Source organism: Kribbella sp. NBC_00889 (genome assembly GCF_045207705.1).
In the GTDB taxonomy this organism is placed as follows: domain Bacteria; phylum Actinomycetota; class Actinomycetes; order Propionibacteriales; family Kribbellaceae; genus Kribbella.
The window spans coordinates 3,302,697-3,326,614 of sequence record NZ_CP108783.1; the positions used below are offsets into that span (position 1 = coordinate 3,302,697).

25 protein-coding genes are annotated in these 23,918 nt (G+C 68.5%); 18 read left to right on the top strand and 7 right to left on the bottom strand.

The window, feature by feature from the left end; genetic code table 11:
* Positions 1-4: 4 nt before the first annotated feature.
* On the bottom strand, positions 5-712 hold the full coding sequence (locus OG817_RS15995) for a hypothetical protein (RefSeq protein ID WP_406055443.1): 708 nt from the start codon (positions 710-712) through the stop codon (positions 5-7).
* A gap of 123 nt (positions 713-835) precedes the next feature.
* On the opposite strand from OG817_RS15995, the gene OG817_RS16000 reads away from it, so the two are divergent.
* Genes OG817_RS16000 through OG817_RS16015 form a run of 4 tightly spaced genes read left to right on the top strand, consistent with a single transcriptional unit; the run spans position 836 to position 3,552 of the window.
* Entirely contained in the window at positions 836-1,741 is a 906-nt protein-coding gene (locus OG817_RS16000) for a DUF929 family protein (RefSeq protein ID WP_396390307.1), read from the top strand.
* A 3-nt stretch (positions 1,742-1,744) separates the two neighbouring features.
* On the top strand, positions 1,745-2,227 hold the full coding sequence (locus OG817_RS16005) for a vitamin K epoxide reductase family protein (RefSeq protein WP_406055445.1): 483 nt from the start codon (positions 1,745-1,747) through the stop codon (positions 2,225-2,227).
* A 43-nt stretch (positions 2,228-2,270) separates the two neighbouring features.
* On the top strand, positions 2,271-2,933 hold the full coding sequence (locus OG817_RS16010) for a DUF6766 family protein (RefSeq protein WP_406055447.1): 663 nt from the start codon (positions 2,271-2,273) through the stop codon (positions 2,931-2,933).
* A gap of 1 nt (position 2,934) precedes the next feature.
* Positions 2,935-3,552: a UdgX family uracil-DNA binding protein gene (locus OG817_RS16015; protein WP_406055449.1), complete on the top strand. Its 618-nt coding sequence runs from the start codon at positions 2,935-2,937 to the stop codon at positions 3,550-3,552.
* 1 nt (position 3,553) lies between these two features.
* Here the strand turns inward: OG817_RS16015 and OG817_RS16020 are convergent, their stop codons facing one another.
* The gene (locus OG817_RS16020; RefSeq protein ID WP_360446020.1) at positions 3,554-3,877 is read right to left on the bottom strand and encodes a plasmid stabilization protein; all 324 of its coding nucleotides are present in this window, start codon (positions 3,875-3,877) and stop codon (positions 3,554-3,556) included.
* A 117-nt stretch (positions 3,878-3,994) separates the two neighbouring features.
* On the opposite strand from OG817_RS16020, the gene OG817_RS16025 reads away from it, so the two are divergent.
* On the top strand, positions 3,995-4,957 hold the full coding sequence (locus OG817_RS16025) for a TIGR03557 family F420-dependent LLM class oxidoreductase (RefSeq protein ID WP_406055451.1): 963 nt from the start codon (positions 3,995-3,997) through the stop codon (positions 4,955-4,957).
* Positions 4,958-5,139: 182 nt separating this feature from the next.
* The gene (locus OG817_RS16030; protein WP_406055453.1) at positions 5,140-5,592 is read left to right on the top strand and encodes a CDGSH iron-sulfur domain-containing protein; all 453 of its coding nucleotides are present in this window, start codon (positions 5,140-5,142) and stop codon (positions 5,590-5,592) included.
* A 1-nt stretch (position 5,593) separates the two neighbouring features.
* On the opposite strand, the gene OG817_RS16035 is transcribed toward OG817_RS16030, so the two are convergent.
* The gene (locus OG817_RS16035; RefSeq protein ID WP_406055455.1) at positions 5,594-6,046 is read right to left on the bottom strand and encodes a nuclear transport factor 2 family protein; all 453 of its coding nucleotides are present in this window, start codon (positions 6,044-6,046) and stop codon (positions 5,594-5,596) included.
* Positions 6,047-6,125: 79 nt separating this feature from the next.
* On the opposite strand from OG817_RS16035, the gene OG817_RS16040 reads away from it, so the two are divergent.
* Positions 6,126-6,629: a winged helix-turn-helix transcriptional regulator gene (locus OG817_RS16040; RefSeq protein ID WP_406055457.1), complete on the top strand. Its 504-nt coding sequence runs from the start codon at positions 6,126-6,128 to the stop codon at positions 6,627-6,629.
* Here the strand turns inward: OG817_RS16040 and OG817_RS16045 are convergent.
* Positions 6,626-8,149: a DUF4041 domain-containing protein gene (locus tag OG817_RS16045; protein ID WP_406055459.1), complete on the bottom strand. Its 1,524-nt coding sequence runs from the start codon at positions 8,147-8,149 to the stop codon at positions 6,626-6,628. The genes OG817_RS16040 and OG817_RS16045 overlap by 4 nt on opposite strands.
* Before the next feature lie 493 nt (positions 8,150-8,642).
* Between OG817_RS16045 and OG817_RS16050 the strand changes: the two genes are divergently transcribed.
* Positions 8,643-10,763 carry a DEAD/DEAH box helicase gene (locus OG817_RS16050; RefSeq protein ID WP_406055461.1) on the top strand — a complete coding sequence of 707 codons (2,121 nt, stop codon included), beginning with the start codon at positions 8,643-8,645 and terminating at the stop codon, positions 10,761-10,763.
* Positions 10,764-10,777: 14 nt separating this feature from the next.
* Here the strand turns inward: OG817_RS16050 and OG817_RS16055 are convergent, their stop codons facing one another.
* Positions 10,778-11,482 (bottom strand): helix-turn-helix transcriptional regulator, encoded by a 705-nt coding sequence (locus OG817_RS16055; protein ID WP_406055463.1) that lies wholly within the window; start codon positions 11,480-11,482, stop codon positions 10,778-10,780.
* A gap of 113 nt (positions 11,483-11,595) precedes the next feature.
* Between OG817_RS16055 and OG817_RS16060 the strand changes: the two genes are divergently transcribed.
* Together OG817_RS16060 and OG817_RS16065 are read left to right on the top strand one after the other, a co-directional pair.
* Positions 11,596-12,105: a DUF2231 domain-containing protein gene (locus OG817_RS16060; RefSeq protein WP_406055465.1), complete on the top strand. Its 510-nt coding sequence runs from the start codon at positions 11,596-11,598 to the stop codon at positions 12,103-12,105.
* Position 12,106: 1 nt separating this feature from the next.
* Complete coding sequence (locus tag OG817_RS16065) at positions 12,107-12,523, top strand: hypothetical protein (RefSeq protein ID WP_406055467.1); 417 nt, start codon at positions 12,107-12,109, stop codon at positions 12,521-12,523.
* On the opposite strand, the gene OG817_RS16070 is transcribed toward OG817_RS16065, so the two are convergent.
* Entirely contained in the window at positions 12,512-13,135 is a 624-nt protein-coding gene (locus OG817_RS16070) for a DUF1684 domain-containing protein (RefSeq protein WP_406055469.1), read from the bottom strand. The two genes, OG817_RS16065 and OG817_RS16070, sit on opposite strands and share 12 nt — an antisense overlap.
* Positions 13,136-13,220: 85 nt before the next feature.
* On the opposite strand from OG817_RS16070, the gene OG817_RS16075 reads away from it, so the two are divergent.
* The 6 genes from OG817_RS16075 to OG817_RS16100 all read left to right on the top strand — a co-directional run bounded on the left by OG817_RS16075 (position 13,221) and on the right by OG817_RS16100 (position 21,324).
* Positions 13,221-14,417: a hypothetical protein gene (locus OG817_RS16075; protein WP_406055471.1), complete on the top strand. Its 1,197-nt coding sequence runs from the start codon at positions 13,221-13,223 to the stop codon at positions 14,415-14,417.
* A 142-nt stretch (positions 14,418-14,559) separates the two neighbouring features.
* The gene (locus OG817_RS16080; protein ID WP_406055473.1) at positions 14,560-16,098 is read left to right on the top strand and encodes a hypothetical protein; all 1,539 of its coding nucleotides are present in this window, start codon (positions 14,560-14,562) and stop codon (positions 16,096-16,098) included.
* A complete protein-coding gene (locus OG817_RS16085; protein WP_406055475.1) occupies positions 16,095-17,390 on the top strand; it encodes a hypothetical protein in 1,296 nt (431 codons plus the stop codon). Before OG817_RS16080 ends, OG817_RS16085 begins: the two co-directional genes overlap by 4 nt.
* Positions 17,390-19,228: a hypothetical protein gene (locus OG817_RS16090; RefSeq protein ID WP_396390290.1), complete on the top strand. Its 1,839-nt coding sequence runs from the start codon at positions 17,390-17,392 to the stop codon at positions 19,226-19,228. The genes OG817_RS16085 and OG817_RS16090 overlap by 1 nt, the downstream gene beginning before the upstream one ends.
* A 16-nt stretch (positions 19,229-19,244) precedes the next feature.
* Entirely contained in the window at positions 19,245-20,552 is a 1,308-nt protein-coding gene (locus tag OG817_RS16095) for a penicillin-insensitive murein endopeptidase (RefSeq protein ID WP_406055477.1), read from the top strand.
* A 4-nt stretch (positions 20,553-20,556) separates the two neighbouring features.
* Positions 20,557-21,324 (top strand): amidohydrolase family protein, encoded by a 768-nt coding sequence (locus tag OG817_RS16100; RefSeq protein WP_406055479.1) that lies wholly within the window; start codon positions 20,557-20,559, stop codon positions 21,322-21,324.
* Here the strand turns inward: OG817_RS16100 and OG817_RS16105 are convergent.
* Positions 21,272-22,615 (bottom strand): sigma 54-interacting transcriptional regulator, encoded by a 1,344-nt coding sequence (locus OG817_RS16105; protein ID WP_406057451.1) that lies wholly within the window; start codon positions 22,613-22,615, stop codon positions 21,272-21,274. The two genes, OG817_RS16100 and OG817_RS16105, sit on opposite strands and share 53 nt — an antisense overlap.
* 174 nt (positions 22,616-22,789) lie before the next feature.
* Here OG817_RS16105 and OG817_RS16110 point away from each other — a divergent pair, with 174 nt between their 5' ends.
* Positions 22,790-23,521: an ArsR family transcriptional regulator gene (locus OG817_RS16110; RefSeq protein WP_406055481.1), complete on the top strand. Its 732-nt coding sequence runs from the start codon at positions 22,790-22,792 to the stop codon at positions 23,519-23,521.
* A complete protein-coding gene (locus tag OG817_RS16115) occupies positions 23,518-23,898 on the top strand; it encodes a VOC family protein (RefSeq protein WP_406055483.1) in 381 nt (126 codons plus the stop codon). Before OG817_RS16110 ends, OG817_RS16115 begins: the two co-directional genes overlap by 4 nt.
* The last annotated feature ends 20 nt before the right edge of the window (positions 23,899-23,918 follow it).

A 23,918-nucleotide genomic window follows, 5' to 3' on the forward strand; every position in this document is an offset into this window, starting at 1 on the left:
GTCGTCAGTCCGCGTCGCTCCGCCGGACGATGGTCGGGTCGCGCCGCCCTCGGCCGACATCGATGCCCTTGTTCTGCATCCGCAGCCCGATCGACAGCGCCCGTACGCCGGTCGCGCCGAAGAAGCCGAGTTTGTACGACTCCCCCGGCGCCCCGGCTTCCCAGTACGGGACGTTCAGTTCGCCGTACTTGATGTAGTAGACCTCCGGCTCCGCGCCGGCCGCGATCCGCGCCGCGTCCTGAGCGCAGGCCGGCACCTTCCGCGTTCCGCGCCCCGGCGGCGTCCAGAGGACGTCGCCTGTCGACGGTCCGTGCCGCGGATCGAAGAAACACGGCACCCGCCGCTCAGGGACCGGCTGCCCGGCGAGCCTGGCTTGCACACACGCCAGCGCAAAGCGCCCGTCGGTCAGGGTGTCGACGATCGCGCTGATCCCTTCCGGAGCAGCAATCCGCGGCGCCGCGGTCTTGGCCTTCTCGTACGCGTCGAGCGCGGTCTGGTAGTCGTGGTGCGTCGCGTCGTCCAGCTTGGTGCCGTCGAGCGTCGTCCCGAACCGTGTCAACTGCTCTCCGAAGTGGGTAACGTCGTCCTCGGCGAGTTGCTGTACCCGCTCCACCTCGAGCGCCCGCCCGGCCCGCGCCACCTGCCGCGCGCGAAAGTACGCCAGCGCACCGGCAAGCCCGCCGCAGGCGATCAAGACGACTATCCACTCCATCTACCGATGATAGGACGCAAGCCCCAACAGCCGCCGCGCTCAACTGGTGGACGGCGCGGAACTTCCGGGGGTGGTCGGCAGTTGAGTGAATGGGCGTTTACCGGTGGTGAGACGAGGAGAGTCATGGCAAGGCGTGTCGAGCAGAAGGCTCGGGCTCGGGAGAGGATCGCAGCGCAGCAGGCTGCACAGGCGCGGGCGGAGCGGCGCCGGCGCGTGCTGCTCGCGGCGGGTGCGGTGGCGGTTGTGGTCATCGTGGTCGCCGGTCTGGTGATCATCCGGCTGGCCGGCGGCGGGAAGGACAACACCGCGACCGCGCCGTCCGGTGCCGCCGACTCGCAGATCACGAGCGCGCTGGCGTCCGTCCCGGACTCGACGTTCACCGAGGTCGGCACCGACGCCGTGCAGGGCGGTCCGTCGGCGATCACGGCCCCGCCGCTGACCGCGGGCGGGAAGCCGAAGGTTCTCTACATCGGTGCCGAGTACTGCCCGTTCTGCGCCGCCGAGCGCTGGCCTGTCACGGTCGCGCTCTCGCGGTTCGGGACTTTCAGCAACCTCGGTACGACGCACTCGTCGGCCAGTGACGTCTTCCCGAACACCCCGACCCTGTCGTTCCACGGAGCGAAGTACACGAGTCAGTACCTGACCTTCACCGGCGTCGAGACGACCACGAACCAGCAGGTCAACGGGCAGTACGCCCCGCTGGACACGCCGACGGCCGAGGACCAGAAGACGTTCGACACGTACAACGCGCCGCCGTACGTGAAGGAGGGGGGCTCGATCCCCTTCGTCGACCTCGGCGGGAAGTTCGTCGCCTCGGGCGCGTCGTACAGTCCGGAGATCCTGGCCGGGAAGACGCAGGCCGAGGTCGCGGCCGCGCTGAAGGATCCGTCCAGCCCGATCGCGAAGGCGATCGTCGGCTCCTCCAACCTGTACACCGCCGCGCTCTGCCAGGTCACTGGCAACCAGCCCTCGAACGTGTGCTCGAGCGCCGCCGTCACCGCGGCCGCCGGCAAGCTCGGGAAGAGCTGAGACGTGAGCAAGACCGCGGGGACAGAGCAACAATCCGAGCAGGCCGCACCGCTGGGATGGTTGCCCTGGACAACCTTGGGACTGTCGATCGCAGGCGTCGCGGTCGCGGCGTACCTGACCTATGAGCACTTCACCGCGGGGTCGACGCTCGCCTGCCCGGACACCGGCGTGGTCAACTGCCTGAAGGTCACATCGAGCGAGTACTCGGCCGTCGTCGGCATCCCGGTCGCGCTCCTGGGACTAGGCTTCTTCGTCGCGATGACTGTCCTGTGCCTGCCGCAGATGTGGCGCGCCACCTCGCCGTGGCCCGGCCGGGTGCGCCTCGCCGCGGTCGTTGTCGGAGTGCTGTTCGTCTTCTACCTCGTCTGGGCCGAGCTCTTCCAGATCGACGCGATCTGCCTGTGGTGCACCGTCGTCCACGCGTTGACCCTCGTGCTGTTCGGGCTGGTCGTCGTACGGGAGGCCCTGGCGCCGACCAGCACCTGAGCCGCGCTGTCTACGTTCGCCCGGGGCCGGGTACCGGTCGGTCATGCGATGGTTTCGGCTTCGGGCGCTGTTGACGGTCAATCTGGTGCTGTTCTTCGTGTTCCTGATCGGTCTCGTTCTCACCGGTCACGCGCAGGACAACGCTGAGCTCACCGATCACGGGCAGCCGACCGAGACCCTGGGCCAGTACGTCGGTTCGTCGTCCTTCGGCGAGGCGGTTTTCGAGAACTGGGAGTCCGAATTCCTGCAGATGGGCATGTACGTCCTGCTCACCGCCTACCTGGTGCAGAAGGGCTCCGCGGAGTCTCGCCCGATCGACGAGGCCACACCCCAGGACGAGGACCCACGGGATCACCGCACCGATCGTGAGGCACCCTGGCCGGTGCGACACGGATCGGCGGTGGTGCTGAAGCTGTACGAGAACTCCTTGGCGATCGCCTTCGGGCTGGTGTTCCTGCTGTCGTTCTGGCTGCACGCGGTCACCGGTGCGGCGTCGTACAGTCAGGAGCAGGAGCTCCACGGCGGTATGGCGATGACGACGTGGCAGTATCTGGGGACGTCACAGTTCTGGTACGAGTCGTTCCAGAACTGGCAGAGCGAGTTCCTCGCCGTGGCGGCCATTGTCGGTGGGTCCATCTACCTGCGCCAGCGCCGCTCGGCCCAGTCGAAGCCGGTCCACGCACCACACTCGGCCACGGGAGGCTGACGTGAACGACTTCACTGGCGCCGCACCGTGGGTTCCGCACGACGGCGGGATGCGGAAGATCACGGCGACGCTCCCGGACTGCCGTGGCTGCGACCTGCACGAGTACGCCGAGCAGGTCGTGCCGGGCGAAGGACGGGTCCGCGCCCGGATGATGCTGATCGGGGAACAACCCGGCGACGTGGAGGACAGAGAGGGGCACGTCTTCGTCGGGCCTGCCGGCCGGCTGCTGGACAAGGCGCTGGTCGAGGCTGGGATCGAGCGCTCCGAGGTGTTCTTGACCAACGCGGTCAAGCATTTCCGGTTCGAACGCCAGGGCAAGCGCCGGATCCACAAGACCCCGTCGGCCGGTCAGATCGTTGCCTGCCGCCCCTGGTTGGACCGCGAACTGGAGATCGTGAAACCCGACCTCGTCGTCATCCTCGGCGCCGTCGCCGCCCGCGCCCTGCTCGGCTCCGGCTTCAAAGTTACCGAACACCGAGGCTCGCCTGTGCAACTTCCCGACGGCCAAGCCGCGGTGGCGACGGTCCATCCGTCAGCCGTCGTACGGTCCCAGGAATTCCGCCGCGACTTCGCCCACTTCGTCAACGACCTCCGCACCGCCAGAGAGCTACTGCAATGAACTACCTGCCGACGGCCTTGGCGAGTTGGGCCTTGGTCATCTTCGAGCGGCCCTTGATGTTCTTGTGCTTGGCCTCGTTGTAGAGCTGTTCCTTGGTCCGGCCCTTCGAGCCGCTGTGCGAGCGGAGTCCGCCGCGGCGGCCCGACGAGATGTCATGGGTCGACGTACGGCTCTTCTCCTTGGCCTCGCCGGAGCGGGCGCGTTCCTTGTTCACGGTCCGCGCGGCGATCTCCTCCGCGGTGTCCTCGCTGCGGCCACGCTTCTTCAGGCCGGACTTGATGTGCTCGTACTGCCGTTCGCGCTTGGCGTTCGATCCTGCGGGCATGATCCGCTCCTTCCGACGTTCCGGCCGGTACCCCGACATCTCTCACACAATCAGCCGCGTGCATGGATGAATCGGGAGCGGGCACTCGGCGGGTAACTCAAACGATCGGAGTACGACGTGAAGATCGGCTACTTCCTGTCCAGTGAGGAGTACACGCCGGCACAGTTGATCGAGCAGGCGCGGCTGGCCGAAGACGCCGGGTTCGACGGGCTGTGGATCAGTGACCACTTCCATCCGTGGAACGACGAACAGGGTCAGAGCGCCTTCGTCTGGTCCACCATCGGCGCGATCTCCCAGGTGTGCGAACTCCCGGTGACCACCGCGGTGACGTGTCCGACGGTGCGGATCCATCCCGCGATCATCGCGCAGGCGGCCGCGACCAGCGCCGTACTGCTGAACGGGCGGTTCCAGCTCGGCGTCGGTACCGGCGAGGCCCTGAACGAGCACGTGCTCGGGTCCGTCTGGCCGACAGTCGACGTACGGTTGGAGATGCTCGAGGAGGCGGTCGAGATCATGCGGCGGCTGTGGACGGAGGAGGGGTTCGTCTCGCACCACGGCAAGCACTACACGGTCGACACCGCCCGGATCTACACCCGGCCGGAGGCACCGCTACCCATCTACATGTCCGGCTTCGGGCCGGAGGCAACCGATGTCGCCGCGCGGATCGCGGACGGCTACATCACCACCACGCCGGACCGCGAACTGCTGCAGCGGTTCCGCGACAACGGCGGTGGGGACAAGCCGGCGCAGGCCGGGTTCAAGGTCAGCTACGCGCCGACCGAGGAAGAAGGCATCGAGCAGGCGCACCGGATCTGGGGGAACTCCGGTCTGCCGGGCGAACTGTCCCAGGTTCTGCCGTCACCCCGGCACTTCGAGCAGGCGAGCCAACTCGTCACCAAGGAATCGACGGCGCAGTCCGTCACCTGCGGATCCAAGGCAGACGCACACGTCGAGGCGTTCATGCCGTACGTCGACGCCGGCTTCGACGAGATCTACGTCGCCAACATAGGCCCGCACTCCGTCGACATGATGAACCTCTACCGCACCGAAGTACTCCCCGAACTCCGCCGCCGCGCCTGAGCCCGCAGCAGCTTCCGGCTGTGCAAACCGACAGGTAGTGCACCTCCGAGACACCGTACACAGAACGCACGCCCGCTCAACTGCACTACCTATCGACCCAACACCTCCTGTCCACCTGCACGCACAAGCCGCCCGCTGACCTCGGTCGGCGGTTTGTCGGAGGCTGCTTCTAGGCTCTCGCCATGGCTGAACCGCCTCGCCTTGTGATCACCCCGGACGGCCCGTACGCGGTCACCTCCGCCGACATGGTCACCGTGCTCTTCGCGCGCTCACGCTCCGACTACTCGACGGGTCGTCTGACGCCTGGTGCTCCTGCCGACGCCGTGCTCTTGTGCCGGTGCGGACGCTCGGGCTCCCTGCCGAACTGCGACGAGACCTGCGAGCGCTCAGGCTTCCAAGCGGATCCGGCCGGACGTGGCCCGGACACATCGCGCGAGGCTGGCGTCCAGCCCCGGCTCGCCTTCGTGGAGAACGGACCGATCATGGTGGCCGGGATGGATGTGGTCCACGAGGACGGCTCGGTCACCTCGCTGACTGACCACGAGGCGCCGCTGTGCCGATGTGGTGCGTCGAACGACAAGCCGTGGTGCGACTTCAGCCACCGTGTCGTCAGGTACTGCAGCCAGAAGCGCTGATTCAGTCGGTGATTGGCAGTGCGTGGGCCTCCGGGTAGCCGGTGGCGGCCAGGCGGTTGAGGGTCTTCTCGAGTACGGCGGTGTCCTCGAGGGTGCGTACTTCGGTGATCTTGCCCCAGCGGAGGCGGAGGAACTGGTGTACGACGTTCTCGTAGTGGGAGCCGTCGACCACGCCCACGTGGACTGTGACCGCGGTTGCGACTCGCGTGTCCCACGGCCAGCCCGCGACCAAGATGTCTTGTACGTCGAACCGGGTGTCCGGGAGCAACCGGAAACACCGCTCCCACCAGCGCCGCAACGCATCGTGCGTGTGCCGTTCACCGCCCAACGCGTGATCGCCGTAGAACCGGTAGGTGAAGGCCGGCGCCATCCCCGCGACCATGGCCTCCCAGTTCCCGGCGCTGATCTCCGCGAACGCCTTCCGCACCTGCGCCGCCACGATCCGGTGGTACATGCCCCGCTCCCCTCTCGTCAGCCGTCGCCTCCACCGTAGAGACGGTGAGTTCAATACCGCAACTGACTAGAGTGGTGACATGCGGAACACCAGCTTCGCCTCGATGCACTGCTCGCTCGCCCAGTCCCTCGAAGTCATCGGCGACTGGTGGACCCCGTTGGTACTGCGCGACCTCTACCTCGGCCTGAACCGCTTCGACGAGTTCGTCACCGACCTCGGCATTTCGCGCAATCTGCTCACCGACCGGCTCACCACGCTGATGAACGGCGGCCTCGTCGTCCGCACGCCGTACCAGGACAACCCGGTTCGCTACACCTACGCCCTCACCGAAGCCGGCCGCGAACTCATCCCGATCCTGATGGCTCTCACCGCCTGGGGTGACCGCTGGGCCACTCCACCCGCCGGGCAACCGCTCCACTTCACCCACACCACCTGCGGCCACCGCACGACACCAACAGTCACCTGCTCGGAATGCGGCGACCCTCTCACCGCCGCCGACGTCTCCCCGTCCCCCGGCCCCGGCGGCCGAACAGCACCCGGCACCGCCCTCATCGCCACAGCGCTCACCGATCTCGGGCGTTAGGCAGGCGTCGCGCCGCCGCTTGCCCGCCACTCGAGAGCTTCGGGCAGATCGTGGTACTCGAGGAGGTGCTGCCCCGCGATCCGGGCCAGTTCGTCACGGACCTCGGCGGGCGTCGCATAGAAGTACTCGCGCCGCAGGTTGACCTTGTTGACGCGTTTCTCCGCGAACGCCGCATGGAGTCCACCCTCGAGGCCGAGCGCGTCCTCGCTGAAGATGATCGCGTGGACGTCGAACCTGAACGGAACCGACGCGTCGCCCAACTCGCGCACCCGGTCCAGCGGATCGAGTCGCCGCGTCATGCCGATCTTGATCATGTTCTGACCGAACGATCCGAGGTTCGAGATGATGTAGACATAGCCGGCCCGGATGTTCGCCTCGCGCTCCTCGACGCCGGCGATCGACGATTCGATCTCGGCGATCTGTGCCTGGAGTTGGTCGATCGCGGCCGTGTCTCCTGTCGCTTCCACCCGAGCCAGGGCGGTCTCGTAGTGCGACCGCTCCTTCAGCAGCCTCGACTTCTCCCGCTCGAACTCGCGCCGCGCGGCTTCCTCCTCGCGCTGCTGCTCCCGCTGCGCGCGAATCCGTTCCTTCTCCTCCTCGACCTTCGAGAGGTAGTCGGCAGTCAACAGGACCTCGTCGACGCGCAGCGCGTGGTAGTCCTCGCTGATTCTGATGTTCATGCTCTGACCCAGCCGCGCGATGGACTCGCGAGCCTTGGACAGGCGCTCGACACTCGACGCCCGGCGATGTGGCCGGACTGTCCGGACACAGTTGTCCGCCTCGGCGTTGTACGCGCGCAGCATCAGCCTGGAGATCTCGCGAACCATCTTGGCACCCTCACGCGCCGAGTTGTTGACCTGCCAGGTCGTCGAAGCCGTGACCGCGCCGTCGCCTCGCGCGAGCGCCTTGTACCGGTCCTTCAGCTCGGCCAGCCGCGCCTTGTAGGCAACCGCGTCCTCCAACGGATGCGAGTACGCGTAGATGCCCACCTCCTGCAGCATCGCAACCTCGTTGGTCTCGATGACCTCTTGCCGTACGGCGGTCAGCTCGGCCTGAGCGTCGGACACATCCTGCCGGGCGCTGCCCAGCGCAGACTGCACTTGACCGAGCTCGCCGCGCAGGCGGTCCGTCTCGGCAGCGATGGTCAGCGCATCCATCCCACCGAGCTGATCCACCAGGTGGTGCAGACGCTGGACTTCGTTCTCCAGGCGCTTCTTCCCGCCGAACAACCCGCGTCCCTCGCGGCGGCCCGGAATGTCGAGTCCAGCCGCCTCAGCGGGAGCGGTCTCCTGTTCCGCGTGCTCGGTCCGCGCCGCATGCCTCGCGCGGACCGCAACCGTACTCTGCAGCGGAGGTTCCGGTACGGCGCTCGCGTGCGATCCGACGGGCACGTTCTCGACCCACAGCTGCCACCCAGGCGGGGCCGGCGGCCAACTCGGGTCGGGTTCCCAGCCCGGCTCAGGGACGAAGCCGGCCGGCGGGCTCGGCCAGTTCGGCGGCGGGTTGAATCGATACGACATGCAGCACGCTCCCCCACGTCAGACACGTCACGACCAGACGGCCGCCCCGCGGGCCCCACACCAGCCTCGCCCTCCCCGGCAAGGCCGCCCACGCAAGCCCATATCGCTGTACGACACGAATCCGTTACATGTCGCCACCCCGAGCAGCGCTCGTCAGACGACCCGGATCGGAACTTTACCGAGGGTGAACAGCCGTGGCCGCGGACGCAGGCTACTATTGGCAGAGCACCGAACATCGGCAATGCCGACCGCCCCCGGCGACGGCTGCGTCTTGGCCCGGAGGTCACAGTCATCGACTAGAGGTCGCCAATCGCACGCGGTGGCCGGTCCCGGTGGAGTCCGGGACAGCGATCGCTCGCGGAAGCGGTGGTTCTGCGCCGTTTCCCGGTGGCCCTACCGGACTCTCGGCGCGACGTGTCGCGGCGGCGGGATGGCCGTGCGGTGCTGCGTTCAGCCATGGCTCTCGCGCCGTGGCAGTACTGAGGAGGAGTCTTTGGCCCCACGAGGCCAGCGCCAGTCCGGCGCTGCCCGTTCCGCTCCCCGTCGCCGGCGTCCTGCCCGCGATGGTGACGGTCTGATCCCGGTCCTCGCGCGTGCCGTGCGGGAGGTCGAGGGCGCGGTCGAGCGCTCCGACGTACGCCCGTCGGTGCGCACCAAGTTCCAGGTCGTCGCGCTGCTGGTGCGCGAGGAGCGGGCCCGCGTGAACGCGGACCAGAACGCGACCGACACCTACCGCGCCGAGCAACTCCGGCGGCTGGACGGCGTCGCGACAATCCTCGCCAAGGCGGCGGCCCGCGAGACCTCGCTCCTAGGGCTGCTGGCCGAGGACGCCGTCGTCTCCGAGGCGGGTACGCGGCTCAAGCGCGACATGCTGAAGTCGGCCGGCTTCGAGGCGCCGCACGAGGAGCCCGCGCCGACCGAGCCGGTGACTCCACCAGACGCCGCGCGCCGCGTCGTACCGCAGGCAGTGGTCCAGCGTCAGCTCGCCAACCCGTTCCTCGCGCCCGACTTCTCGGCTGCCCCGTCGCGGCCGCCGCGCCCGCGCCGACTGGCCGGCTGGGAGCTCATCGGGCCTCTGCTCAAGTCGTTCGAGTACGCCGGCGCCGCGGCCAGCATGACCTTGCCCGAGCCGACCTCTCTGAACGCGGCCGGCGGCCTGGAGCTCATGCCACACCAGGCGCGCCTGATCGCGTCCGCCGCGGCCGGCCACCGCACGTTCCTGCTCGCCGACGAGCCGGGCCTCGGCAAGACCGCTCAGGCCCTGCTGGCCGCTCGCGCCGCCAACGCCTATCCCCTGCTGGCCGTCGTACCGAACGTCGTGAAGACGAACTGGGCTCGCGAGGCCGGCCTCTGGACGCCGCAGAAGACTGCCACGGTGATCCACGGCGACGGCGACACGATCGACGGGTTCGCGGACATCGTCGTCGTCAACTACGAGGTACTCGACCGTCACGTCGGCTGGCTCGGCGACCTCGGCTTCCGCGGCATGGTGGTCGACGAGGCGCATTTCATCAAGAACAGGAAGTCGCAGCGGTCGCGCAACGTCCTGCAACTGTCCGAACGCATCCGGACCCGTACGCCGCGTCCGTTGCTGATGGCACTCACCGGAACGCCGCTGATCAACTCGATCGAGGACTTCACCGCGATCTGGCAGTACCTCGGCTGGATCGACGAGAAGGGTCCGCGGGCCGAGCTGATGGAGTCGCTCGAGGACACCGAGCTGACGCCGGCCGACCCCGGCTTCTACGCCGCCGCCCGCACGTCGGTCATCGACCTCGGCATCGTCCGCCGCCGCAAGGTCGACGTGGCCGCCGACATCCCGGCCCGCCGGATCGCCGATCTGCCCGTCGAGCTCGACGGCGCCCTCGGCCGCTCGATCCGCGACGCCGAGCGCGAGCTCGCCAACCGCCTTGTGCAGCGGTACCGGACCGCACTCGAGACGCGGACGTCCGGCACCACCGTGGAGGGCATCGACCACGAGCTCGTCCGCCGGGTCGCCGGCTGGGAGCGCACCGAGATGGCGAACGCGAAGACCGGCGAGAACGTCTTCACCCTGGTACGCCGGATCGGCACCGCGAAGGCCGGCCTGGCCGCCGACTACGCCGCGCAGCTCGCGCAGAACGTCGGCAAGGTCGTCTTCTTCGCTCGCCACATCGAGGTGATGGACGCCGCCGAGGAGCTCTTCACCGAGCGCGGCATCCGCTTCTCCTCGATCCGGGGCGACCAGACCGCGAGGAACCGGCAGAAGAACATCGACGCCTTCGTCAACGACCCAGAGGTCTCCGTCGCGGTCTGCTCGCTGCTGGCCGCCGGTGTGGGCCTGAACCTGCAGGTCGCGTCGAACGTCGTACTCGCGGAGCTGTCCTGGACGAACGCCGAGCAGACGCAGGCGATCGACCGGGTCCACCGCATCGGCCAGGACATGCCGGTGACCGCCTGGCGGATCATCGCCGCCCAGACCATCGACACCAGAATCGCCGACCTCATCGACAGCAAGTCCAGCCTCGCCGCCCGGGCCCTCGACGGCTCCGACGACGAGGTCTCGTCCTCCGCGGACTTCCAGCTCGAAGCCCTGGCGGCCCTCCTGACGGACGCCCTGGAGAACACGCTCTAGGACTAGGCGGCCTGTCAGTCGGCGGTGATCTCGACGCAGCACTCGCCGCCGGCTGGGTCGAGGACGGCGCGGACGGTGGTTGCCCGCAGGCCGTTGAGCATGCCGGTGAGGAACGCGTGGTTGATGCCGCAGACTGCGTCAGGCTGAGCCTGCGCGAGCGGGTGGAACGGGCAACTGTGCAGCCGGACGCAGTTCGGGCGTGGACGGTCCGGTTCGAAGCCGACGCGCGACAACGTTGCCTCTGACAACGTCAACGCACGTTCCGAACTCAACCGGCCGGGGCGGGATCGGGCGCGTTCCTCTTCGCCGACGCGTTCACCTCGGCGGAACGCCGCCTCGAGGGTCGAGTCCATCGGGCTGAGGACATCGTCATGGCTGAGGACACCGTCGAGGAGGATCTCCGCGAGCAGGTCCGGCTGGCGCGGCGGGATCGACACCCGCACGTCGGTCTCGACCGGTTCGTACAGCTTCGGTGCACGGCCGACCTTGCGAAGCCTGCCGCCGTGCTCGTAGTGGGCTCGCAGGAGCCTGGCCTCGACCAGCTTCTCCAGGTGGAACGCGGCCAGTTTCCGCGAGATCCCGACCTCGGCCGCCGCCTCGTCCCGGCTGATCGCCCGGCCGGCCCGACGGCAGAACTCGAACATCCGGCGCCGGGATTCGTCGCTCAACGCCGAGACCGCCCTGATCGTCGCGTCCGCACCGAGCCTCTCGTCAGCCACCCGTCCACGATAACGGACACGAACATTGGCGAAAAGCGACGTAGACGCGCGCCCACCTCTTGACCTGCCAGTCCGAATAAGACCAAACTCGGTTGGTGAAATAGGAGGTGCCGATGTCCGATCGGTCGTCTGCCGCGAAGCACCCCGTCAGTGCGCTGCTCACCGGGCCGTACGGTCACCCGTTCCACCCGATCCTGGTGACGATCCCGATCGGCGCTTGGGTGGCCAGCTTCGTCTTCGACATCGGGTCGCAGGCGGCGGACGCGGCGTACCTGGTCCAGGCGTCGACGTGGCTGATCGTGATCGGCATCGTCGGCGCCCTCGCGGCCGCGGCCGTCGGGCTACTGGACTTCTTCGCCATCCCGCCCGGCACGCCGGCGTTCCGGACCGGGTTGATCCACCTGCTCCTGAACGTGGCGGTCGTCGTGGCGTACGTCGTCAACGCGCTCTGGCGCCGCGGATCCGATGCCGACGAGGTCGCGGTCGGTCCCATCGTCCTGTCGGCGGTCAGCTTGGCCGCACTCATGGTGTCGGGCTATCTCGGGGGAAAGCTGGCCTTCCGGTACGGCGTACGGGTCGCCGAGGAGGACGACCAGGCCGAAGGTTTCGAGCCGAGGAGATGACATGGGTATCGCAGCACTCGTCACGTGGCTGATCACCGCGGTCGGTGGTTTCTACCTGCTGTTCACCTGGATCAGCAACGGCGGGCCACGCAAGCCGAGCACGAGCAAGTTCCGGCCGGCACTGATCTTCAGTCACTTCGCCCTCGCGGCCATCGGGCTCGTCCTGTGGATCATCTACCTGATCGCCGACAGCAATGCCCTGGCCTGGGTCGCGTTCATTCTGCTCGTGCCGGTCGCCTTGCTCGGGTTCGCGATGCTGCGACGCTGGCTGCCGACGTACCGAGCGCGTGCCGCGGCCGAGGTGGCAACAGCAGACGTCCCGGCTGAGCGGCACTTCCCCGTCGCTGTCGTTGGCGGCCACGGCCTGTTCGCCGTCGTCACCGTGGTGCTGGTTCTGCTGGCAGCCCTAGAGGTCTGAGGTGAGTTCGCCGACGGGCAGTTCTGCCTTCACCGTGTTGGTGGCGGGCGCGAGCGGGCAGGTCCACAGCGGGCTGTAGGCGCACGACGGGTTGTAGGCGAAGTTCAGGTCCACGATGAGCCGGCCCTCGCGGATGTCACCGCCCAGGTCGGCGCCCTTGACGGTGTCCAGCAGATAACGGCCACCGCCGTACGTGCGTGATCCTGCCAGTGCGTCCTTGATCGGCACGAACACACCGCCGCCGTACGACTCCAGCCACCACACGTCGAGGTCGCCGATCGCGGGCAGGTGCAGTACGCCGACCCGCGAGAACGGGATCACGCCGTCGGTGGCCGAGGGGACCTCCCAACGGACCGGCTCGACATCCGTGTCGACCTCGACCTCGAACCGCAGCTCCGGCCGGTAGTCCCCCACCGGAACCCCTTTGAAGCCGTCGCGCTCCTCGACAGGCGATGCAGGGTGGGTCGCCAGCAGTTCATCTCTCCCTGCCCGCCACAGCGCATGCCCTTCGGCCGGGTCGCCGGCCGCTCGAACAACGCCGTACAGCGCGAACACGCGCCGCCGCCAATCAGCCGTATCCAGCGCGCCCGGTGCTCCCCGCTCTTCGCTCACCCAACCACCCTACGGCGCCACTCCACAGTGCGAGTGGCTGGCACGGAGCTTGCAGACGGGGGATGGTTAGGAGGGGGTGGGGCGCGTGGAGTTGGCGTTGGAGGGACGGGTCGGGCTGCGGTTGGAGTTGCGGCCGCAGATCGTCGCGTTTGCCGAGCTGCTGCAGCTGCCGGCGGTCGGGGTGGACGAGCTTGTCGAGCGGGAACTGGGCGACAACCCCGCGATCGAGCGAGTCGACGACGGCGCTGGGCGCGGACCTGTTGCCGGGGTGACCGAGTGGGTTGACGGCGGCGAGGTGGGTGCCCTGCGGGCGGAGGCAGGATTGCTGGTGCCTTCCGCCGATGGAGCCATCGTGGAGTACGTCGTGGGCTGCCTGGACCAGCGTGGGCGGTTGACGAGTACGACGACTGAGATCGCCGGCTGCCTCGGAGTCAGTACGACGCGAGTCGTGAGTGCGCTCGCGGCCGTGCAGAAGGTTGGGCCACCTGGGATCGGGGCTCAGGATCTGCGGGATTGCCTGTTGCTCCAGATCGAGGACTGGACTCCGACCGTCGTCAGAGCAGTGGTGGACCGGCATCTCGAGGACCTGGCCGGCCGGCGGTTCGACCGAATCGCCAACGCCCTCGGGACGTCCGCTGCGGAGATCCAGACAGCGGCGGACTTCATCAAGGAGCAGCTAGTGCCGTTCGTGGCACTCGATCTCGGGTGCTGGCCGCCGCGGACCACGAACGCCCGGGCCGAGGTGCTGCGGCCGGACTACGTGTTCGCGGACGAGTTCACGATCGAGATCGCCGAGGAGGCTCGGCATTCGCTGGCGATCAGTTGGTCGTACCGGACCGGCGGTGCGGAGGCCCAGGAGTGGCTGGCGCGGGCGAGGCTGTTCATCAGCCGTCTGCACCAGCGCTGGCAGACGATGCGCGCGGTCGGCGAGGCGATTGTCGACAATCAGAAAGTCTTCCTGGCCGGGAGGTCCGGCTGTCCCGCTCCCCTGACCCGCGCCGACGTCGCGCGCACGGTCGGCGTCCATGAGTCGACGGTGTCCCGCGCGGTGTCGGCCCGTTGGGCGCAGCTGCCGTCGGGACGACTCACCCCGATGGCGGACTTCTTCTGTACGTCGGCCGAACCGCGCGACGCGGTTCGCGACCTGATCGCGCACGAGGCCCAGCCGCTGTCGGACGGCGAGATCGCGCGGCTGCTGTCGACCACGGCCCATCCGATCGCCCGTCGTACCGTCGCCAAATACCGAGCCCAGCTCGGAATCGCCGCGCAGTCCCGACGCTGAAGCGAACTTCGCCGGCGTAGCCCATCCAAGGCCCACTAGACGAAGAAGACTTCGGCGGTCGCACCGATGACCCTGGCACGGATCGTGCATCCCAGTGGTCGAACAGATCTCGCGACAGATCGGGTGACCGGGGAGGGTCTTCGTGCAGCAACTGGATCCGGTGCATGAGCTGGAGCTCGCGACCCGCGCCATCGAGGTGCGGGACCGCGCGGGAGCCGTGCCGGCGCTGCGTGCCATGGCGACCAGCCTGGCCGGACTCCTCCCGACCGCGACCTCCGAGCAGGTGGCGCGGCTGGTGGATCAGATTCTCCCGCTCTGGATCCGGCTCCAGGAAGGTTCCGATCCGGCGCGGGTCAGCACGTTGCTCGGGCTCGAGCTGGAGGGACTGAGCGCGGAGGACCGCGAGCTCGAGGTGACTCGTGAGCTGGTGCGGTCGGCCTGGGATCGGTTCGCGACCTTGACAGATGGACCAGGAGGAAGGAACGGCATGATGGCGGCTTACGGATACGAAGGCTCGTTCGGTCCGGGCGAGGTCTATGCCGAATTCGGCGAGGGCGAGCAGTACGCCGAGTACGGCGAGGGCGAGTTCGGCCAGGGCGAGTTCGGCCAGGGCGAGTTCGGCCAGACGGAGTACGGCCAGGGCGAGTACAACGAGTTCGGCCAAGGGGAGCAATACGGCGAAAGCGAACAGTACGGAGAATTCGGAGAAGGTGAGTACAACGAGTTCGGGGAGGGTGAGCAGTACGGCGAAGCCGAGTTCGGCGAACTGCAGGAGGCCATGCCCGGCGAGTTGGAGCGGTTCGAGGCCGAGCTCCAGGAGCTGAACGGCGAGTACTCCAGCCCACTCGGCGAGCAGCAGGAGATGGAGCTGGCCGCGCAGTTGCTCGAGATCCGCGACGAGGCTGAGCTCGAGCAGTTCCTCGGCGGCCTGATCAAGAACGTGGCCAAGGGGGTCGGCGGCTTCCTCGACTCGCCGACCGGCAAGGCCCTCGGCGGGATCCTCAAGAACGTCGCCAAGAAGGCGCTGCCGATGGTCGGCGGTGCGATCGGCTCGTTCGTTGCCCCCGGCATCGGTACGGCGATCGGCACCCGGCTGGGCAGTATGGCGACCAAGCTGTTCGAGGCCGAGGTAGGTGAACTGGAGGCGCTCAGCCAGGACGAGGCCGAGTTCGAGGTCGCCCGCCGGTACGTCCGGTTCTCCGCCGCCGCCACCCGCAACGCGGCATTGTCCCCGCGGCACGGACAGCCACAGCGGACAGCCCGCGCAGCCGCCTACGGTGCTGCGCGCCGGCATGCCGGCGGAGTGGCTCGGCGCTACCCGTCGTTCGCGCGGCCGGGTCAGTGGCACGGCTCGCAGCAGCAACGCCGCAGGCGGCACCATCACCCGCAGCAGCCCGGACCGTACCCTTACGCCGCCTGGCCGTACCCGGTGCCGCCGTTCCCACCGCCCTATCCGGTCCCACAGCAGGAGCCTCCGCAGCAGGAGCCCCCGGGCGGTGCCGCGCCGAACGGTGCGGCACCCAAACCGGCCGGAGGACCGCCGCCGGACGCGCCGCCACCCGATGCGCCACCGGACTCCGGCGGGCAGAGCGAGTACGGGTACCACGGGTCGTCGTCGAGGCAGGGCTCAGGCGGTCGCTGGGTACGCCGCGGCAGCCAGATCGTGCTCTACGGGGCGTGACCGCGATGCCCGACGCCGTGTGGTTCCTGGAGCAGGAGTGCCGTGCGCTGCGCACGCGGCTGGCACTCGTGCAGCCGTTCGTGCTGCACGAGTCGATGCTGCCGGCGGCCGCGCTGGCGCCGGACGCCTTGCTGGCGGTCGAGCGCTTCCTGATCCAGGGCCGCGAGGAGCTACGGCGTCGACTGGACGCGTACTACGACTGGCTCCTCGGCGCCGGTGCTTCGGCGCCACCCGACGAGCAGCAACGCCGGTTCGTCAGCCTGCGCTGGCGGTTCAACGACGTACTCACGCAGTTCGACACGTTCCAGCAGGCCATCACCCAACGCAGCGAGAGCCGGATCGGTATCTGGCTGTCCGGCTTGGATGTGGCAGCCCGGGATGCGTTGCAGCTTCCCGGCATCGCCGTACCGCCGATCATCTGCTATCTGGATCGGGGTCAGGGCGCGGCGATCCGGCGGGCGCGGACCCGGTTGGCAGGTGGCGACCCGAGCCCGACGGCCCTGGTCCTCATCCCGCGCGAGCGGATGATCGGCTCGAGCGGAATCGCGTCGTCGCTCCTGCACGAATGCGGCCACCAGGTCGCGGCCCTGCTGGAGCTGGTCCCGTCCCTGCACCACGAGGTACGGCGCTATGCGCGGAGGCGACCGGACGATGAGCGGCCCGCCTGGCAGTTGTGGCAGCGGTGGCTGTCCGAGATCGTGGCCGACCTGCATTCGGTCGGCAAGCTCGGGATCGGCTCGACGCTCGGGCTGATGGGTGTCGTCAGTCTCCCCCGGGTCTTCGTCCTGCGAATGACCGAGGGCGATCCGCATCCGTTCCCCTGGATCCGGGTCCACCTCAGCTGCGCGCTCGGCGACGTTCTCTATCCACATCCGCAATGGGCGGCCGTGGCGCGGTTGTGGGACGAGCTCTACCCGGCGACGGGTCTCGATGCGGCGCGGCAACGGCTGTTCGCAACGCTTCGCCGTACCTGTCCGTTGCTGGCCGCACTCCTCGCCGGCCACCGCCCTCCGGCCCTGCGCGATCACGCGCTCGCAGACATCTTCCCGACCCGCGAACGCACTCCTGACCGGCTCGCGCGGCAGTACGACGACGTACTGACCGACCCCGGTCGGCTGTGCCGGGAACCTCCGACGCTGGCGTTCGCGATCCTCGGCCAGGCCCGCGCCGACGGCCGGCTCAGACCCGAGGACGAGAGCACGGTCGTCAACGACCTGCTCACCCGGTGGGCGCTCGACTCCACGTTCGCCGCCGCCGGCACATCTCTCACCAGTTCAAAGGAGACACCCTGATGCCAAGCAACGAACCCGAGGTCATCCTGACCCCCAGCCCGGAGACGATCGAGCAGGGCGGCCGCGTCCGGCTCACCGCCAGGCTCGACACATCCGAGACCTACTTCATCACCGAGGCGTCCTGGAACTTCCCGGGTCGCGGACCGTTCATCGTGCAGACCTACGACCCCGACGACGAGGTCACCGAGGCCAAGGCGGTCTGGCACGTTCCGGACGACCAGACCCCCGGGACCTTCGACATCCGCGTGAAGGTGACTGCGGAGCTGCAGCCGGTCAGGCGGGGCAGCGGCGGTTCTCCCCCGGCGCCGATCACCGTCGTCGTCAATGGCAAGGAGGAGGTCACCGTGCGGGCCCGGCCGTTCGCTTCCGGCGATGCGGTCGCGGTGACCATGCGCCGCGGCGACGTCGTGGAGACCGACGACCAGGCGTTCTGGGTCGCGATCCGCAACAGCACCCAGGCCCTCTCCTTCAACCGGTACTCCGAATTCCTGGCCGGCACCATGCGCAGACGCGACGTACGCCGGCTCGCGAAGCTGCAGAAGGTCCGCGCGCTGCCGTTCCCGGACATGGACCAGTACCGGGTGCTGAAGACCGCGACCGAAGTGTTCATGATGGCGCACTGCGGTGTCCGGGTCGACGCGAACCGGCTGGGCCGGCCGTTCAAGGGACTCAACCTCGACGAGGAGCGGGTCCGGCTGAACCGTCCGGATCTGGACGACGACCCGTTCCGCGCCGAGATCCGGCACCAATGGGAGGACTACATCACCGAAGGCCCGCGGCTGCCGGGTGAGGAGGACCAGGCGTTCCTGCCGTACCTGGCGGTGATCCGGCTCAAGCTCGGCGATGTCGACATCGTCGGCGACCGCGACTTCGGCGTGAACACCTACGGCATCCTGCAGAGCAAGCTGACCAACCCCTGCCTGATCGAGCTGATCTGGAACTACTGGCACCGCGAGGCTCATCTGGTGCACGCGATGTCGGCGCTGCTGCTGCGCTTCCAGAACGTCCGGACCGGTCGTGGCCCGGACCCCCTCGCGCATCTGGAGATCGATCCGCTCCGGCCGTTGAGCAACCTGATGTGGGGCATGGTCAACGACGAGCAGCACCGCCTCACCGACACCCGGGTCGCGTACGAGTTGTTCCACCACTACGGCATCAGCATGTTGCAGCCCGGTCAGCCGCCGATGCGGCCGGCCGACAGCAGGGTGCATTTCCTCAGCAGCTTCCACCGGTTGCTGCACGTGGTCTCGATCTTCCTGAAGGAGGACGACGACACCACAGTGCTCGCGGATGCCTTCCCCGTCCTCAACGCACTCAAGGAGGTGCACCTGCAGCTCACCGAGGGGCAGGGCAACCAGTACCTCGAGCTGCCCTGGCAGGCGCGCCAGGAGGACCTGATGTACCAGTACATGCTGGCGCGGCCGGAGATGCGGGAGTTCCTGCCGAGCCGAGTGATGGTCGCCTACCCGGAAGCCTGGATGGACCCGGTGGAGACGGTCAAGCGCCTGTACGGCTGGCCGGATGCGTCCGTATTGCACTTCCGCGACCTGGCGATCTTCGGTGAGCAACTCCTGCTCGGCATCCGCTACGGCAACTGGAACGACATCAGGCTGCCGCAGCAGGCCGCCAACTGGGTCCGCTACTGGCGTCCGGAGCTGCAGGGCTACATCCACGCCTACCAGGCGGTGACCGGAGCCGATCTCACTGTCGACCCGGTGGACACCACGATGCCGTCGATCCTGCTCCGGCAGCGACTGCTCGACCAGTTGGCCGGCACTGGCTCTCGTCGTACGTCGGCGGCGCCCGTGCAGCTGCCCGGTTACTCCGGAACGTTCTGACCAGGGAGGCTGAATCATGACGACCCAAGCGTTCCTCGACGAGACGTGGGGCGAGGTCTCCACCCCGGGCGGCGCAGACGCACTGGACAACGCCCTGCCCCAGTCGGGTCCGGGGTTCTACTGCAAGAGCACCGGCCGCCAGTTCGGTCGCCGCGAGACGCTGCGCGCGGTGACCGCGATCGCGGCTGAATGGGCTCGGCGGCACCCGAGCGGGCCGAGGATCGGGATCACCGACATCAGCCTGCGCGGCGGCGGCCCGATGTCGCCGCACAAGTCGCACCAGAAAGGGACGGACGTCGACATCCGGCCGGTGCGCAACGACGGCAAGGAGGAGCCGGTCAACTACACGATGCCGGTGTACTCCCGTCAGCTCACCCAGGAGTTGGTCGACCTGATCCGGGGCAACCCGGTGCTGCAGGTGTCGCGGGTCTTCTTCAACGACCCACAGGTCAAGGGCGTCTCCCCGCTGAGTGGTCACCACGACCACATGCACGTCTCCTTCACGACCACGCCCGCGACCGGAGGGTCCTTCCCGGCGGCAGGCGGTTCGTACGTGCCCAGCGCGCCTCCGCCGCAGGCGGCTCCAGGCGGTTCGTACGTGCCGAGCGCTCCTCCGATGCAGGCGGCTCCAGGGGGCGGGGCTCAGAATGTCCGGCTCGGCACGATCCACGCGACGCGGCCCGACGGCACGCGCTTCACCTATCAGTTCACCAGCGACGACCTGGTCTGGACGGCGCGGTTCATCGTCGGTGAGGCCGGTGGGCGTGACAACGCGGACAACCGGGCGGTCATCTGGGCAATGATCAACCTCTACGGTCTGATCCGGCATCGCCAGTACCCCACCTTCCACGGATTCCTGCGGGCGTACTCGACACCGCTGCAGGCGTCACTGAAGAACTGGGGTGCCGCCCGCCGGCACATGCACAAGCCGGAGTTCGTCAAGACGGGTGCGACGTACCCGCCACCGGCGCCGCCGGGGATCCCGGTCGGTCAACTGCGGCAGTTCCTCAAGCTCCAGAGCACCGCGTGGTCGGCGCTCCCCCAGCCTGCGCGGAACCTCGCCACGACCGCCCTGACCGGCGCCATCTCGAACCCGATCGGCAACGCCACCCAGTTCGCCAGTACGGCGGTCTACTTCCGCGACCGGCACGGACGGCTGCCAACGGACCCGCAGTGGACCAAGTTCACCCAGGACTACGCCAAGGGCCAGCGCTGGCAGTGGATCGGCCAGCGCGCCGGCCTCAACCAGCGGAACAACGCGTTCTTCATCGAGGACCGGTTCTCGAAGTTGCCGGCGGGCGCCGTACGAGTCCAACGGCCCTAGGGCGATGACCATCGTCGACGCCCACTGCCATGTGGGGAGAGGAGACACACTCACCGGGCCGTGGGACGTCGGCCGGTTGGACCACTACCTGCGCCGGGCCGACGCCGCGGGGATCACGCACACGGTCCTCTTCTCGGTGTTCCACGGCGACTACCTGACCGCCAACCGGGCCGTGGCGCGGGTGGTGGCCGGCAAGCCCGAGCGATTCATCGGGTTCGCGTTCGTCCACCCGGCCCGGGATGCCGGGAGGGTCGCCGAGTTGGTGCACGAGGCCGTGCACCAACTCGGCTTCCGCGGGCTGAAAGTGCACCGGCACGACGCGGCACTGACGCCCGAGATCGCGCGCGCCGCGGACCGGTTCGGTCTGCCGGTGCTCTACGACCCGATGGGCCAGGTGGCGCCTCTGGAGCTGTTCGCCACCGAGTTCCCGCGGGTCGCGTTCATCGTGCCGCACCTGGGCAGCTTCGCCGACGACTGGGCCGCGCAGCGTGCGGTGATCGACCTGCTGGTGCGACTGCCCAACGTGTATGCCGACACCTCCGGCGTACGGCGGTTCGACCTGCTCGTCGACGCAGTACGCCGGGCCGGGCCGGAGAAACTCATCTTCGGCTCCGACGGCCCCTGGCTGCATCCCGGACTGGAGCTCGCGAAGGTCAAGGCACTCGGCCTGTCGCGGCGGGACGAACAGGCCGTCCTCGGCGGCACCTTGCTGGGACTCCTCAACCCTCTTGGAGCTGAGCGGCCCGCCGCAGTTGGAGCGCCCGCTCGCTGACGGTCAGGATCCGCGCGGCCCGCTTCAGATTCCCGTCTTCCTGCGCGACAGCCATCCGAACCGCGGTGTCCCGTGCGACGTCACCGATCTCCTTCAGCGACGCCCCTCCGGCCAGTGCTTGCATCACCGCACCCTCGAACGCACGTCCCGTCCGCCACGCCTCCCGCGCGTCATCCGAGGGCCGCTCGTCATCAGGTACGTCGCCAACCGTGATCGGCCCCTGCCCGACATGCCGTTGAGCAATCCGCTCGACCAGCGTCCTCAGATCACGCACGTTCCCGGGGTAGGGCCGCCCGGTCAGCAATGCACTGACTGCCGGGTCGAATCCACCGGCGGCCTCCTGCATCGCAGCGAAGTGCTCGGCGAGCGGAAGGATGTCGCGCGTCCGCTCGCGGAGACTGGGCAGGGCGCACCGCCACGCGGCGATCCGATGGTAGAAGTCCCGCCGGAACGCCCCGCGCCTCTCGTCGTCGAGCAGGTCCCGGTTCGTCGCACAGATCAGCCGGAACGTCGTCCGGTGCCAGGTGTTCCCACCGACGCGCTTGTACGTCCCCTCCTGGATCACGCGGAGCAGCTCGGCCTGGAGCTGCAGCGGAAGCTCACCTACTTCGTCGAGGAACAAGGTCCCGCCGTCGGCCTGTCCGAAGGCGCCGACCCGCTGGGCGACCGCGCCGGTGAAGGCTCCCCGCTCGTGCCCGAAGAACTCGCTGCCGGACAGCGAGGGCACCACCGTCGTGCAGTCCAGTACGACGAGGTCGCCCTTGTCCGGCCTCGGGTCCAGCGCATGGACCAGCCGCGCCACGAGCTCCTTACCCGTCCCGCTCTCACCGGTGATGAGCAACGACAACGTGGTGAAGTGCGCGACCTCGACGATCTGGCGCAGTACCCGTCGCCAAGCCGGCGAGCGCCCGACCAACTCCTCGGTCGCCGCGGCCGAGTCCATCAACGCGTCGACCTGCTGCCACCGCCGCAACCGCTCCACCGCATCCGACGCCGGATCGTCCGACCGGTCCCAGACGATGACATCGGCCGCACCCGCCGACATCAACTGCCATGACCCGTCGACGTCGACCGACGCACCAGCCGGCACGACAACCAGCACCCGCCGCTCCCCGTCCGCGGCCGCCGCGCGCACGAACGCCACTTCCCGCTCGGTGATGGTGTCAACGACAACGACACCGATCCGCCCCACGGCTGGTGCCGACTCCGGCACCACTACGCCCTCCCCCGCCAGCGCGTCACAAACCACCTGCGCCGCACGCGACTCCCCCGCAGCCCCGAGACAGCGCATCCACACGGGCCCAATTTCCCCACGAGACATAGCGCTGAATCCCCACGATCGCCCCAGCCCCCAGCGACCTTCCAACCGTACGCGCATCCACACCGTCAGACCACAGCCTGCAACCTCCAGCTGCTGTCGCCGACGGGTGGTCCATCAAATGCATTTGATGTAATGTCAGGCGCCGTGAACGGTGTGCCTGAGTTCGTCCGGCTGGTCGGTCATCCGCTGCGATGGCAGCTGGTGGCCGAGCTCGCTCGAAGCGATCTGCGAGTGCGTGAGTTGGTCGCCGTTGTCGACGAGCCGCAGAACCTGGTCTCGTACCACCTGAGGCTCCTGCGCGACGGCGGCCTGGTGGCCTCGCGGCGCAGCAGCTTCGACGCCCGCGACAGCTACTACCACCTCGACCTCGACCGCTGTGCCGAGGCGCTGGCCGATGCCGGCACCGCGCTGCATCCGGCGCTCCGGATGACGCCGGTGCCCGAGGACCCGCCACGCCGTTCGAGCGTGTTGTTCGTCTGCAGCGGCAACAGCGCACGCTCGCCGATTGCGGAGGCGCTCCTGCGACACCGAGCCGGGAACCGCGTGCGCGTCAGCAGTGCCGGGACCCGGCCCAAGGACCGAATCCATCCGCACGCCGTGCGAGTACTGCGGGAGCACTACGACATCGACATCGAGGAGCAAGCACCACGGTCGCTCAACTCGACCCTGCACAGTCGTTTCAAGCGCGTGATCACCTTGTGCGACAAAGCGCGCGAAACGCTCGCCGACAACCCGCCCCGCGCGCATTGGAGCATCCCCGACCCTTCGGCCGGCGACGACGGCCGGAGCAGTTACTCGAGGTTTGTCTCCGCGGCGGCGGACATCGACAACCGCGTTCGGCACCTGCTGCCGAGCCTCAAGGAGGACCAACCATGAACGACGAGGAGACCTTCGCCAGCGTCCGCTACATCGTCGACGACGTACCGGCGGCCATCGACTTCTACACCAGCCAGCTCGGTTTCGTACTGCGGAGCAATCCGGCGCCGGCGTTCGCCGACGTCACCCGCGGACCACTGCGCCTCCTGCTCTCCGGACCGCAGACCTCTGGCGCCCGCGCCACCCCGGACGACGCGTCGGACGCCGGCCGAAACCGCATCCATCTGATTGTCGACAATCTCGACGCCGAGATCGACCGGCTCGAGGCCGCCCAGGTCCAGTTCCGCAGCGAACCCACCTCCGGCCCAGGAGGCCGCCAGGTCCTGATCGCCGACCCGGCCGGCAACCTCATCGAGCTGTTCCAGCCCGCAGGCTGACGGCGGCCCGGCACTAGCAT